Source organism: Halomonas sp. EF61, from assembly GCF_040147045.1.
GTDB lineage: Bacteria > Pseudomonadota > Gammaproteobacteria > Pseudomonadales > Halomonadaceae > Halomonas > Halomonas litopenaei.
The window spans coordinates 137,402-150,472 of the sequence record NZ_JAMSHM010000003.1 but is presented as its reverse complement, the minus strand read 5'-3'; the positions used below and the strand labels follow the sequence as shown (position 1 = coordinate 150,472).

At 56.3% G+C, this 13,071-nt stretch carries 13 protein-coding genes; 1 reads left to right on the top strand and 12 read right to left on the bottom strand.

The window, feature by feature from the left end; genetic code table 11:
• Positions 1-84: 84 nt before the first annotated feature.
• From NFI08_RS15515 to NFI08_RS15490, 6 genes are all read right to left on the bottom strand, one after another.
• On the bottom strand, positions 85-504 hold the full coding sequence (locus NFI08_RS15515; protein WP_349590502.1) for a GNAT family N-acetyltransferase: 420 nt from the start codon (positions 502-504) through the stop codon (positions 85-87).
• A 28-nt stretch (positions 505-532) separates the two neighbouring features.
• On the bottom strand, positions 533-1,015 hold the full coding sequence (locus NFI08_RS15510; protein ID WP_349590499.1) for a DUF6998 domain-containing protein: 483 nt from the start codon (positions 1,013-1,015) through the stop codon (positions 533-535).
• A 111-nt stretch (positions 1,016-1,126) separates the two neighbouring features.
• Positions 1,127-1,795, bottom strand: a complete 669-nt coding sequence (locus tag NFI08_RS15505; RefSeq protein ID WP_349590496.1) for a hypothetical protein — start codon at positions 1,793-1,795, stop codon at positions 1,127-1,129.
• 117 nt (positions 1,796-1,912) lie between these two features.
• Positions 1,913-2,278: a cupin domain-containing protein gene (locus NFI08_RS15500; RefSeq protein ID WP_349590493.1), complete on the bottom strand. Its 366-nt coding sequence runs from the start codon at positions 2,276-2,278 to the stop codon at positions 1,913-1,915.
• A gap of 125 nt (positions 2,279-2,403) precedes the next feature.
• On the bottom strand, positions 2,404-2,778 hold the full coding sequence (locus NFI08_RS15495; RefSeq protein ID WP_349590490.1) for a hypothetical protein: 375 nt from the start codon (positions 2,776-2,778) through the stop codon (positions 2,404-2,406).
• Between the two features lie 181 nt (positions 2,779-2,959).
• Positions 2,960-3,412: a hypothetical protein gene (locus NFI08_RS15490; protein WP_349590487.1), complete on the bottom strand. Its 453-nt coding sequence runs from the start codon at positions 3,410-3,412 to the stop codon at positions 2,960-2,962.
• Between the two features lie 660 nt (positions 3,413-4,072).
• On the opposite strand from NFI08_RS15490, the gene NFI08_RS15485 reads away from it, so the two are divergent.
• On the top strand, positions 4,073-5,032 hold the full coding sequence (locus tag NFI08_RS15485; protein ID WP_349590484.1) for an integron integrase: 960 nt from the start codon (positions 4,073-4,075) through the stop codon (positions 5,030-5,032).
• 513 nt (positions 5,033-5,545) lie between these two features.
• Here the strand turns inward: NFI08_RS15485 and NFI08_RS15480 are convergent.
• The 6 genes from NFI08_RS15480 to purF all read right to left on the bottom strand — a co-directional run bounded on the left by NFI08_RS15480 (position 5,546) and on the right by purF (position 13,011).
• Complete coding sequence (locus NFI08_RS15480) at positions 5,546-6,805, bottom strand: D-amino acid dehydrogenase (RefSeq protein ID WP_349590481.1); 1,260 nt, start codon at positions 6,803-6,805, stop codon at positions 5,546-5,548.
• Positions 6,806-7,023: 218 nt separating this feature from the next.
• The gene (locus tag NFI08_RS15475; protein WP_213227284.1) at positions 7,024-8,322 is read right to left on the bottom strand and encodes an MATE family efflux transporter; all 1,299 of its coding nucleotides are present in this window, start codon (positions 8,320-8,322) and stop codon (positions 7,024-7,026) included.
• 183 nt (positions 8,323-8,505) lie between these two features.
• The gene (locus tag NFI08_RS15470) at positions 8,506-9,087 is read right to left on the bottom strand and encodes a YceI family protein (RefSeq protein WP_108448841.1); all 582 of its coding nucleotides are present in this window, start codon (positions 9,085-9,087) and stop codon (positions 8,506-8,508) included.
• Between the two features lie 142 nt (positions 9,088-9,229).
• On the bottom strand, positions 9,230-9,814 hold the full coding sequence (locus NFI08_RS15465) for a cytochrome b (protein ID WP_045992461.1): 585 nt from the start codon (positions 9,812-9,814) through the stop codon (positions 9,230-9,232).
• Positions 9,815-10,192: 378 nt separating this feature from the next.
• A complete protein-coding gene (locus NFI08_RS15460) occupies positions 10,193-11,383 on the bottom strand; it encodes an O-succinylhomoserine sulfhydrylase (protein ID WP_239452535.1) in 1,191 nt (396 codons plus the stop codon).
• Between the two features lie 110 nt (positions 11,384-11,493).
• Entirely contained in the window at positions 11,494-13,011 is a 1,518-nt protein-coding gene (gene purF / locus NFI08_RS15455; protein ID WP_349590476.1) for an amidophosphoribosyltransferase, read from the bottom strand.
• Positions 13,012-13,071 lie beyond the last annotated feature (60 nt).

Sequence of the window (13,071 nt, the reverse complement as noted above, 5' to 3'; positions counted from 1 at the left end):
ACATACACTAGGCCTTCAAACGTGGACTCATGAAACGCAGACGCACTATAGACTTGTATAACATGAAGAAACTCCAACGTATTTCTACTCTACAGGCTTCCACCGAGTCTTAGATTGATCTTTGTAGCCTAGCTCTTTATAAAACCTCTCCGCATCTTCATTAAAGGACATGACCTCCAGCCTAATTTGCTCCGCGCCTTGTGCTTTAGCCCAATCATCGCAATGGGACATCAACATACGACCAATACCAGATCCTTTTGAGGCTTCATCTACGACTATGGATCCGACTCGACATATCGGGCTACTTATCAGAAACGGAATCGACTCATTTCGAGTGATTTTCGCTGTTACAAAGCCGACAATATCGCCGTCAATCTCTGCCACCAGGAAAACTCTAGCCGTTTCATATAAAGCGCTTAGAAGGAAGTCCTTTTCCGCGTCAGAAGGCTGTACAAATGCCTCTGGCGCATTGTCAAAGTGTGTTAAACCAAGCTGATGACTCAAGCGTAGAAGTGCGTCTATGTCTGATCGTTCAGCCCTCCTTACTTCCAAATTCTGACTGTGTTTTTCTTGGCACACGACTTACTTCCTCGACGGTTTCATTAAGCTTCCGGAGTGTATTGACAGAGATTTGAAACTGACCATTACTCGGCAGACGTTTGCCTCTGAAATGGCTCCATACAAGGTCTCCTGGTCCATTGTAGATTTCCTCGAAAGTACCATCGCGCAAGATTTTGATGATGATCGTATGCTGCGGTTTACTTCGAAACGCCACTGAATTTGACTGCGTTGCTTTTATCTCGACTTCCAGGCCGGACTCAGTGACCGCGTCATAGCCTTCGTTGGACGCTGCCATCAGCTCCAGATTATAGGCTTCCGCGACGAGACATTCCCCCAAACTACCAACCATATGCCCATCCGGAGTAAAGTGCCTTCCAGGAAACATGGCTTCCAATTCGCTAACCGTTGCATAAAGTTGTTTGACCAAGGCGCGTAACTTATCGTGATCGATCATTCGGGACCTGATACCTAGATGGCTGGACGATCTATCGTCGACTCTCTTCGTCATACGGTGCACCTTCCAAGGCACAACGCTTCAAGCAGGGGCGCAGCTTTGCTGCGTCCCTTACCTTGATTTGTTAGCTTTAATCTCGATAGCTGTATTTACCAATAGAAGATATCTTTCGAGTTTATGAACAAAGAATAAAATTGGTAGAGTTACTAGATATAGCCCTAGTAAGCCATATACCAGCCAGTCAATTTGCTCAAAAACAATCGAGCCATTATCTATGTATTTATACGATGCTAAAATCCATGCCACAAGAACTGGAATTATCCCAACCTTATCCAATGCTCCAACGAGCAAGCTGACACGTGACCGCATATGAACACTTTCTAAGGAAAGCCTTTCTTTTGCGTAATATAGTTGTGACTCAGTAAACCTAGAAAATGATTCGGCCAGCTCGAAGTCTCTTACTGAAGATTCTGTTACCGGCTCCAAAAAGTGCCTAGCAGGTGCTTTAAAAATCTTGAAAGCCTCAAAGGCAAAAGAAATCTGATACAGGATCCCGGTTATTTGAGCCAACAGAACAAGGATCAACGCTATTGGTTTTTGCCAATCGTAAATCTCAATTTTTGTTGAAAGCGCTACAATCATAGCCAGACCAAAGAAGGAAAACATCAACCGGAATGTCCATTTTTGAAATGGATTCAGGTACGCTTTCCCCTTCTCCTTCGGACTCCCGTCATGCTCCCATATTTCTCTAAAAATTGAATCCAATTTTGCCAATTGCACTTATCTCCCCTTGAAAGCTAACGCCGCGTTAAGGTGCGCAGCTACGTGTGCCATACTTGAGCGAAGCGAAACCGGCACACATTGGGAGTCACTCTTAAACGCTTTGTTAGCTGTAGTTCACACCCAGACGTCATTTTCTGCAGTTAGTTCACTACTTTCATCACCAGTATTAACGACACCTTTAGGCTCAACAATCATGATCTTACATTCGGTGATAGAGCTTGGCTTGTGTTCTACGCCTTTAGGGATTACAAACATTTCACCTGCATTAAGCGTGACCATGCCATCTCGGAACTCAATGTTAAGCACACCTTCCATAACGATGAAAACTTCATCTGTATCAGGATGATCATGCCAAACAAACTCTCCCTCAACTTTCACCAACTTAAATTGATAGTCATTCATTTCTGCAATAATACGCGGCGACCAATGCTCAGAAAACTTTGTGTATTTATCTTGGAAATTAATAGATTCAAATTTCATATTGACTCCAGAGTTTCAAAGACAGCTAACGCCGCCATTAAGCGGTGAGCAACGTGTGCTATGTCTGAGCGAAGCGAGTTCGGCACACGTTTGCGAATCCGTCTTCAATGCCGTTGTTATGTGAATCATTTACCAAGAAACTTGAACACTTGATTAAAAAATATTTCACCTACTGCTATTTGTAGAAAAATGGAAACTAATGAATACAGCACTATATTAAATTTTTCGGTTGCTAGAACTGCCAAAATGCCTTGAACCAAATTAAGTATCATTAAAACAAAACCAATAATAGCTATTACAATCCCCAGTACCACTTCAGAATAAGGCATAAATGATAAACTATTTAGAGGCTCACCTTTAGCTACAGCAACTCCGATAGCAAAGAGTAAAGCAGCAATACCAATATTTCTAATGTTATCAAACACGAACTTCAGGTTTACATCTTTTCCCTCAACACGAATAAACTTAGGAAAATTATTCGGATAAAATTTCTTTACCACAATGAATCCCCACACTGACAAAAACATTTTAATAGATTACGTACAAACGTTTGAAAATAAATAAGTAAGTCTGAGCACAATACACATAACGCCGTCGTCAACTACCGGAGGCTACTATCCCCTAATGTGCAGGTTTTGCACAATAGGGGACAGTAACCGGAGGCCAGATTGCACGACCTTGTTATACGTTCTTCCATTTTCTCGGGTCTGTTTTATACTCTGACTCTTGAACTCTTTTCAGTTCTTTAAAGTTTTGATCGAGTTTCCTGAAAACTTCTTTTGATGCACGATCAAAAACTTTTAGAGAAAAATTGGTGGACATGCCTTCTTGCCAGTTATTCCATGTTTTCTTACTAACTCGTCCTGACATACGAAGAAATATCTGTTCATTGCATAAGTCCATGTAATTATATATTTCATTATATGCCAGCAATTGGTCATCTTCGCATACTTCTTCGTCTACGAGTGCCTTATAAGGAATTCGTCGAGTTATTTCTCGGTACTCTTTTGTCAAAGAATCTTCAAAGCTAGTTCGTTGCTGTATACTATTTCTGAAGATTTGCCATACCGCCACAGCAACGCCGAGAGTTGTCCCATACGGCGCAAGAAAAGCAAACTCTTTAAGAAAATCCACGATGACGTACTCTCCTTACGTATAACGCCTCAATAACCGGCGCAGCTTTGCTGCGTCCGGCGCCGCAGGCGCGAAGTTGATTGACTTGTTATGTGTTGAAGCCTACGCACCTTTGCTTAACCCCAGATATGCAATGTATAAGCCTAGTAGTGATACACTGAGCCCCCACAGCCATTTCCAATGAGCAAAATAAAATTCAACGATTGAATGAGCAATATCCGAAGTCCAGTGCCTATCGGTATAAATTCCAATAATCTTCGGTTCGTCGTACGTTTTAATCTCTCCGTCGTACCAGTCTTTTATTCTCTTTAACATGACAACCCTTTGTATCTTTGTAGACACATAACATTTTTAATCATATGCGTGCTTAAATTTACGCCGCCCGGATCTGCGTAAAATGCGTCACATCTTCTTGATACTACCAAGAAATTCATCCTATGCCTTCTTCGCCCTTAGTCGCCAACACGCGCATGCTCGAATTCCTGCGAAAGTGTGCGCGACATTCCACCGAACTCTGCTCACATCTCTCTGATGTTCTGCCTTTTTTCTAGAATTTGTGCGGAGAAAACATGCGTTCTTCTGTTGCTTTCCAGGCGCGCTGCCTGGACGCCTCTCAATATGCTGTACAAATTTACAGAAAGCGTATTCGCGAGGCTACACATGAGCAAGAGCCCGTTCCTGGAGTCCATCCGCCGAGATCTACGCTTGCGTGGCTACAGTATTCGAACAGAAAAAACCTACCTGCACTGGATCAAGCGATTCATCTTGTTTCACCAACGCCGACATCCTGCTGAGATGGGTGCACCCGAGGTGCGCGTCTTCCTGACATCGCTCGCCAACGACAACGGTGTCTCGGTCAATACGCAAAAGATTGCGTTGAATGCTCTCGCCTTTCTGTACCCCAAGTTTCTTGGTGTCGAGTTGGGACTCCTCGACTTCAAGCATGCTCGCCAACATCGTAGGCTTCCCACCGTACTGACCCGTGCCGAGGTCGCGGCAATCCTGTCGTGCATGTCGGGACGAAACTGGCTGATCTTCTCTTTACTTTATGGCAGTGGGCTACGTATCGCGGAATGTCTTCGGCTTCGTGTCAAAGACATCGATTTCGATACAAGGGCCTTGACCATCGTCAGCGGCAAGGGAGGCAAGGATCGCAAGACCTTGCTGAGTACAACCCTGATGTCTGAACTGACTCGGCAGATGGATACTGCCTTGTCCCTGCAACGCGAGGACGTCGCACGGGGGGTAGGCCCTTCGCTGCCCTTTGCGCTGGGTAAGAAATACCCAGGAGCCTACCGCCAACCGGCCTGGATGTTCGTGTTTCCTTCCACTGGCCTATGTGCCCATCCTGTTTCGGGAGTTCTGTGTCGGCATCACCTGCACGACTCAGTCCCTCGCAAGGCGCTGAAGGTGGCGGTGAAACAAGCAGGTATCGTGGATAAACGGGTCGGCTGTCATACCTTCCGCCATTCCTTTGCCACCCACCTGCTTGAGGCCGGTCAGGACATTCGCACGGTACAGGAGTTGCTGGGCCACACCGATGTTCGAACCACGCAGATCTATACCCACGTCATCGGCAAACGGTTTGCTGGCACATCCAGCCCATTGGATCTGTTATAGCATCGACACCGGCCCGGCGTGGATATTCCGGTTGCCGATTACCCTACAGGCAGGCTACCGCGGGAGAATGTCACATAGACACGCCCCTTCCATGGCGATTGCTGCCACTTCCTTCCCTGAAATCAGCACTACCCCACCAGGCTTGAATAAGGCGTCCAGGCTTCCACGCCCTGATGGATCTGGACTGTCTGTCATTCTGGCTAAATTTAGTTGTTGCCTTTCAGCATATACCGACATATCCGGGGATTCGAGCTTTGCCTCGACGTCGCTGAGTGCGCCCCACCCTTTTCCTGGTTTGGCCACGATTAGACGACGCGCCGTGGTCGAATACCACAAACAACGACACCCCGGCGGGCAAGGCCCGTCGGGGTGTCGTTGTGCTGGTTGAGTCGCTGGTGGTGCTACTGCACCACCCTGCTCTGGCTATCTATCGGTAGGCGCTGTGTCTTGGCGTTATGCCTTGTCGCTGTGCCCTTGACGTTATGCCTTGTCTTGCCTCTACAGCCTCAGGCTTCAGGCGGCGTAGCGGGATACAGCCAGACCATCGGGGTTGATGGCGGGCGTGCGACCGTCGATCAGGTCGGACAACAGCTGAGCACTGCCACAGCTCATGGTCCAGCCCAGGGTGCCGTGGCCGGTGTTGAGCCACAGGTTGTCGTACTTGGTGGCGCCGATGATCGGTGTGGAGTCCGGGGTCATCGGGCGCAGGCCGGTCCAGAACTCGGCCTTGGCCAGATCGCCGCCTTCCGGGAACACATCGCGCACGACCATGGAAATGGTGGCACGACGCTTCTCGGCCAGGCTGAGGTCGTAGGATGCCAGCTCCGCAGTGCCGCCGACACGGATACGGTCGTCGAAGCGCGAAATCGCCACCTTGAAGGTTTCGTCCATGACGGTGGACTGGGGCGCGCCGCCGTCGTCGACCACCGGCAGGGTCAGGCTGTAGCCCTTGACCGGGTAGATCGGCAGGCGGATGTCCAGGTCACGGGCGAGGAACGGCGAGTAGCTGCCCAGCGCCATCACGTAGGCGTCAGCGGACAGGGTGCCGGCGCTGGTGTGCACCGCCTCTACCTTGCCGGAGACCCGCGTCAGCCGCTCGATGGTGGTGTTGAACATGAACTCGACACCGAGCTTCTCGCGGCAGTAGTCGGCCAGGCGATTGGTGAACAGGTGGCAGTCACCGGTCTGATCGTCGGGCAGATGCAGGCCACCGACAAACTTGCCGGGCACACGGGCAAGCGCCGGCTCCACCTGGGCGATGCGGCTGGCGTCCAGCAGTTCATGACGCACGCCGCACTGCTCGAGGACCTTCATGTCCTTGCCCACCGCTTCGACCTGCTTTTCGGTACGGAAAAGCTGCAGCAGGCCACGCTGGCGATCTTCGTAGCGCAGCCCGGTCTCGTCACGCAGCGCATTGATGCAGGCGCGGCTGTGCTCGGCGACGCGGACCATGCGCTCCTTGTTGAGGGCGTAGCTGTCGGGATTGCAGTTGCTGAGCATCTGCATCATGAAGCGACCCATGTTCGAGTCCATCTTGGGCTGGATCTTGAGTGGCGCGTGTTCCTGGAACATCCACTTGACCGCCTTCTGGGGGATGCCCGGGGCAGCCCAGGGGGAAGAGAAGCCGAAGGATACCTGGCCAGCGTTGCCGTAGCTGGTCTCCATCGCCACGGAGGGCTGACGATCGACCACCTTTACCTCGTGTCCCTGACGGGCCAGATAATAGGCGGTGGTGACCCCTACGACACCCGCTCCCAGTACCAGTACCTTCATGTCGCCACTCCTCTGTTCTCGTTGTCGATGGCCCGTCCCGATCCCGGGCGTTGAGCATGAGATAGGCCGTGGCCAATGGCCACGGCCTGCAATGAGAGGAGTATAGGGTCGAGTCCGAAGTGTTTTATTCTTTTTTACCCACCTTACGCGAACGGTGATATCGAAGTTATTACGAGTCGCAGGCTTTACTTTCTTTCAAGCTTCTTAAAACAGTTGATTCAACTACCCTGAATTTCACCCCTGCCGCTACGCTTGGGGCGCGACAATGTTCGCCGCAGCAACAGGTAGGCGCCAAGCCCCGCCAGCAGGTTGCCCACCCCCGCTCCAAGCCCAAGGCCGGTAACACCTCCCATCAGCGTTACACCGAGCCACAGGCACGGCAGGTAGAACACGAACAACCGCGCGGCAGACAGCAGCATGGCGCGCATCGGCCAGCCGAGGGCATTGCCGGCCGACACCACCAGCATGCACACCCCGAGCGCGGCATAGCTCGGCAACATGAAGCGCATCAGCACCATCAGCGATTCGCTGACCTCTGGCGTGCCGGCCAGGGCACGGGCGACCCAGGGCGAAGCCAGTGCCAGCGACACACCCAGCATCAACTGCCACACCACCACCACCTTGAGGGCAAGGCGCATCAGGCGGTGCACCTGGGCCCAGTCGCCGGCGCCGTAGCAGCGGCCGAGCCAGGGTGGCAGCGACATGGTCAGCGCCAGCACCACCATCAGCGACACCGTCTCCAGACGGCTGGCCAGTCCCCAGGCCGCCACGGCGGATTCGCCCAGGCGTGACACCGTGGAAATCGCCAGCATCGCCGCCAGTGGAGGCATCAATTGGCTGACCATGGCGGGACAGGCGACCCCCGCAAACGACCGCCCCGATAGCCGCCATTCCTCCCGGAGGCCTTCGAACGCGAGCCAGTGGCGCCCCTTCAACTGCCAGCCGAGCAAGGCAAGGCCGCTGCCAAAGGCAAGCACCGTGGCCCAGGCGGCCCCGGGCAGGCCCATCCCGTCCCAGTTGCCGATACCAAAGATCAGAATCGGATCGAGACACAGGTTCACCAGGCTGGTGAGCACCATCATGCTGCCGGGAAAGCTGGTGTTGCCGTGGGCACGAAACAGGCTGTAGCCGAAGTACACCACCGCCCCCAGCCAGGCGGCGACCAGCTGGGGTGCCCAGTAGGCGCGTATCAACTCCCGCGCGTGAGCGTCGGCCCCAAGGGCCCCGAAGATGGGACTCTGCAGGGCCCATAACACCAGCGCCAGCAGGCCGATGGCGACTGTCCCCATCATCAGCGACAGACTGCCCAGACGCCGGGCGCGGTCGTCTTCGCCTCCGCCCAGCGCCCGGGAAATCAAGGCGGCAATGGCGATCCCCATGCCCACCTGTACGCCGATGATCAGAAACGACAGCGGGAAGGTGTAGGACTGGGCCGCCAGGGGAGCGGTGCCCAGGCGCGCGACGAAGGCAGAGTCGACCAGCTGGAAGCCGAGCAGCGACAACACTCCGATCGCCATCGGCCAGGTCTTTTGCCACAGGGTGCGCCCCAGGGAGGTAGAGTCGGAACTTAGGTGCACGGTGTCTCCGGATGGTAGATAGGCCGCTTATGGTAAGCCATAACGAACCCTCGCTCAGCCTCCTTCAACGGCAAAAGCCCCGGGCACCTGTCCCGGGGCTTTCGTCATGTTGACCAAGGCGTGTTACTGACGAATGCCTTCGAAGGTCACGTAGAGCTCAAGGTTGTGCATCGGCTCGGGGAACTTGCTCATGTCGATGTCGTAGTCGGACAGCGCCAGCTCGGTGGAACCTTCGAAGCCTGCGCGATAGCCGCCCCAGGGGTCGTCACCCTCGCCCAGCAGGGTCACCGGCATCTCGATGCTGTTGGTCACACCGTGCAGGGTCAGGTCACCGCTCAGCACACCTTCACCATCGCCGGTAGATTCAAAGCCGGTGGAGGTAAAGGTGGCGGTCGGGTACTCACCGGCGTCGAGGAAGTCACCGCTCAGGATGTGCTTGTCGCGCTCGGCGTGGTTGGTGTTCAGACTGGTGACATCGACCTCAACCTCGGCGGACGCCGCCTCGACGTTTTCCGGGTCGTAGCTGAAGGTACCGTCGAAGGACTCGAAGCTACCCAGAATGTAGGAATAGCCAAGGTGGCTGATCTTGAACTGGATAAAGGCGTGCTGGCCTTCAGAATCGATGGCGTAGTCGGCGGCCTGGGCCTGGGCCAGCGGCAGCAGCGAGGCGGCGGTCAGGGCGGCGATGGCGGTCTTCTTGAACATGTCACTCTCCTTGATGGTTACGCGGTGATTGCGTCAGCGCTCTTTCTCTATACCGACCTTGGGTCATGCATCGGCCCCGGGCCGGTCGATTCTTGACGTCCGGACAACACTTGCCGGCGGTCGCAGGGTAACGTTGGCGTGCTCAGGCCTGCTCCCCGGTGGTCTTGTCAGGCTTGGCCCGACGCGCCAGGCGCGGGTCGACCATGCGAACCAGGGTGTCCTGACGGTCCAGGTAGTGATGCTTGAAAGCCGCCAGGGCGTGGCCCGCCGACAGGATGATCAACGCCAGCGCACTGTACCAGTGCACCACGCCGGCGCGGGAGGCCTGCTCCGGCAGGTCGCTGATCAGCGCGGGCACGGTAAACAGGTCGAGCACGGCGATGCCCTTGCCGTCGGCGGTGGAGATGAGATACCCGCTGATCAGCACCGTGGTCATCAGTAGATACAGCGCCAGATGGCCGAGCGCCGCTCCGCGACGCTCAAGCGCTGAACCGTGGGCCTCGGGGGATGGCTGCACCAGCCGCCAGAGAATACGGCCAGCCACCACGAACAGCAGCAACATGCCGACGCCACGATGCCACCAGGGTGCCAGGTTGTACCAGTTGCTGTAGTAGTCGAGACCGGTCATCCACCAGCCCAGGGCGAACAGACCGAGAATCGCCAGCGCACTTGTCCAGTGCAGCAGGATGGCGAACAGGCCCCACCCCTGGCGTGAATTTCGCCACATGCCAACGCCCTTTGATTAATCGATGAAATCGAGCTTAACGCATCTTTAGACGGCAAACCGTGGAAAAATTTCGAACGATAGATACGATAAAACCGCGATATGGCGTGCCTGGCTGCTGCCCTTCCCCCGTAACGCAACGACCGCCGACGAGCGGACTCGTGCGGCGGTCGTGGTAAAGCAGCGCTTCAACACATCACTATGGGGAGGCTCCAGCATGGCAGCCTCGGGCGAACCTCTAGGCGCTGTCCGAAAAGTCGACGAGCGAAGGTTAGACAAGGCAAAAATCGGTGAGAAAGCGCAGTTTACGGGGTGTAAATGAGCATTTTGATCCGATTTTTAACGCCGTATTACCGAGCGCAGGCACTTTTCAGACAAGCCCTAGACCAGGGCGTCGAGCCCCCTGGCCAGGTCAGCCTTGATGTCGTCGAGATTCTCGAGCCCCACGGCGATGCGCAGCAGGTTCTCGGAAATGCCGGCGGTCGCCTTCTGTTCGTCCGACAGGCGCCCGTGGGTGGTGGTCGCCGGGTGGGTAATGGTGGTCTTGGCATCCCCCAGGTTGCCGGTGATCGACAGCATGCGGGTGGCATCGACTACTGACCAGGCCTGCTCGCGCCCGCCCTTGACCTCGACCCCGACCACGGCGCCGAAGCCCTGCTGCTGGCGGCTCGCCACCTGGTGCTGGGGATGACTCTCGAGTCCGCTGTAGTGAACCTTCTCTACCGCCGGGTGAGCGTCAAGCCAGCGCGCCAGTTCCAGCGCCGAGGCGGCGTGAGCCTTCATCCGCAGGTTCAGCGTCTCCAGTCCCTTGGTGAAGATCCAGGCATTGAAGGGACTGAGGCATGGGCCGCAGGTCCGCACCACTCCGAAGACTTCCTCGAGCTCCTTGTCACGCCCGACCACGGCCCCGCCGATGGCGCGCCCCTGGCCATCCAGGTACTTGGTGGCCGAATGGATCACCAGATCGGCGCCCAGTGACAGCGGCCGCTGCAGCGCCGGCGTCAAGAAGCAGTTGTCGATGGCGAGCAAGGCATCGTGGCGATGGGCCAGTTCGGCCAGCGCTTCGATATCGACGACCTCGGACAGCGGGTTGGAAGGCGTCTCGGCGAACAGCAGCCGAGTCGCCGGGGTCATCGCCGCTTCCCAGGCGTCCAGATCGGAAAGCTCCACATAGCGTGTGGTGATACCGAACTTGCCGAGATACTTGTCGAACAGGCTGACGGTGGAGCCGAACAACGAGCGCGAGGCGACGATCTCGTCACCGGCCTGAAGCAGTGCCAGCGCGGTGGACAGGATGGCGGCCATGCCGGAACTGGTGGCCACACAGCGCTCGCCCCCTTCCATCGCCGCCAGGCGACGCTCGAAGGTACGTACCGTGGGGTTGGTGAAGCGCGAGTAGACGTTGCCCGGCTCATCACCGGAAAACTTGCGCGCCGCTTCGGCTGCGCTGCCGTAGACAAAGCTCGAGGTCGGAAAGATCGGCTCGGAGTGTTCCTGCTCCTGGGTGCGATCGTGCCCCGCCCGGATGGCCAGGGTCTCGAGGTTCCATTCGTCCTGCGTCGGGTCCAGCATATCCGTCTCCATCACTCGCCAGGGTGCCGTCGACTCGGACGGGTAGAGAGAGCGCGCCTTCGGGCACTCCCCCTGCCGACCGACGACGCCCTGCGGTTAGCTGTTGGGTATCAGTCGATATCGTCCTGATTGTGCATGCCGACCAGGGCGTGATCACCAGCGCTCTGATCCTGCTTGGCGCCATCGTTGCGCGAAGCCTCGAGATCGGACAGGTAGGCCTCGTCGATGTCGCCGGTGATGTACTTGCCATCAAACACCGAACAGTCGAACTCGGCCAGCGCCGGATTGACCTCACGACAGGCCGCCTTCAGGTCCTCAAGGTCCTGGTAGACGATACGATCGGCGCCGATCAGCTCACCCACCTCGGCCTCGCTGCGGCCGTGAGCGATCAGCTCGCTGGCGGCGGGCATGTCGATGCCGTAGACGTTGGGATAACGCACGGGCGGCGCGGCAGAGGCAAAGTATACCTTGTTGGCGCCGGCGTCGCGGGCCATCTGGATGATCTGCTTGCAGGTGGTGCCGCGCACGATGGAGTCGTCCACCAGAAGCACGTTCTTGCCCTTGAACTCGATATCGATGGCGTTGAGCTTCTGGCGCACGGATTTCTTGCGCTGGGTCTGCCCGGGCATGATGAAGGTCCGCCCGATGTAGCGGTTCTTCATGAAGCCTTCGCGATAGGTGACCCCCAGGTGCTGGGCCATCTCGAGTGCCGAGGTGCGCGAGGTGTCGGGAATCGGGATGACCACATCGATATCGTGATCCGGCCATTCGCTCTTGATGCGATCGGCGAGCTTGCGGCCCATCTGCAGGCGGGTGCCGTAGACGTAGGCACCGTCCAGCAGCGAATCGGGGCGCGCCAGGTAGACGTGCTCGAAGATGCAGGGGGCAAGCAGCGGACGATCGGCACAGGACTGAGTGTGGTAGTTGCCATCCATATCGACGAAGATGGCCTCGCCCGGCGCCAGGTCGCGCACCAGCTCGAAACCACCGACGTCCAGCGCCACCGACTCGGAGGCGATCATCACTTCCTGCCCCTCGCCCTGATCGCGGGTGCCGAAGACCACCGGACGGATGCCCTGGGGATCACGGAAGGCGACCAGGCCCACGCCGTTGATCACCGCCACCGCGGCGTAGCCGCCGCGGCAACGACGGTGCACCCGACGTACGGCGTCGAAGATGTCGCCCGGCAGCAGATGGGGCCCCTGCTTGCCCAGCTCATGGGCGAAGACGTTGAGGAGCACCTCGGAGTCCGAGCTTGTGTTGATGTGACGGAGATCCGAGGAGAACAGTTCCTTCTTGAGCTGCTCGGAATTGGTCAGGTTGCCGTTGTGCGCCAGCGCCAGACCGTACGGGGAGTTCACATAGAACGGCTGCGACTCGGCCTCGCTGGACGAGCCGGCGGTGGGATAGCGCACGTGGCCGATGCCCAGGCTGCCCTTCAGGCGCGCCATGTGGCGTGTGTGGAAGACGTCACGTACCAGACCGTTGCTCTTGCGCAGCAGGAAACGGCCCTCGTTCCAGGTCATCATGCCCGCCGCGTCCTGACCCCGGTGCTGTAGCACCGTCAGGGCGTCGTAGATTGCCTGGTTAACCGCCTGCTTGGCCATCAGGCCGACGATACCGCACATTCAACTTACCTCATTTACCGTGAAACGCCGCCCGGGGGCCAGCGCAAGAGTCGTCTGTCA

Coding starts and splice junctions, on each gene's coding strand:
- NFI08_RS15510 (WP_349590499.1), bottom strand. CDS start 1,015: ATGATCGATCACGATAAGTTACGCGCCTTGGTCAAACAACTTTATGCA.
- NFI08_RS15500 (WP_349590493.1), bottom strand. CDS start 2,278: ATGAAATTTGAATCTATTAATTTCCAAGATAAATACACAAAGTTTTCT.
- NFI08_RS15485 (WP_349590484.1), top strand. CDS start 4,073: ATGAGCAAGAGCCCGTTCCTGGAGTCCATCCGCCGAGATCTACGCTTG.
- NFI08_RS15480 (WP_349590481.1), bottom strand. CDS start 6,805: ATGAAGGTACTGGTACTGGGAGCGGGTGTCGTAGGGGTCACCACCGCC.
- NFI08_RS15475 (WP_213227284.1), bottom strand. CDS start 8,322: ATGGCGATCGGAGTGTTGTCGCTGCTCGGCTTCCAGCTGGTCGACTCT.
- NFI08_RS15470 (WP_108448841.1), bottom strand. CDS start 9,087: ATGTTCAAGAAGACCGCCATCGCCGCCCTGACCGCCGCCTCGCTGCTG.
- NFI08_RS15465 (WP_045992461.1), bottom strand. CDS start 9,814: ATGTGGCGAAATTCACGCCAGGGGTGGGGCCTGTTCGCCATCCTGCTG.
- NFI08_RS15460 (WP_239452535.1), bottom strand. CDS start 11,383: ATGCTGGACCCGACGCAGGACGAATGGAACCTCGAGACCCTGGCCATC.
- purF (WP_349590476.1), bottom strand. CDS start 13,011: ATGTGCGGTATCGTCGGCCTGATGGCCAAGCAGGCGGTTAACCAGGCA.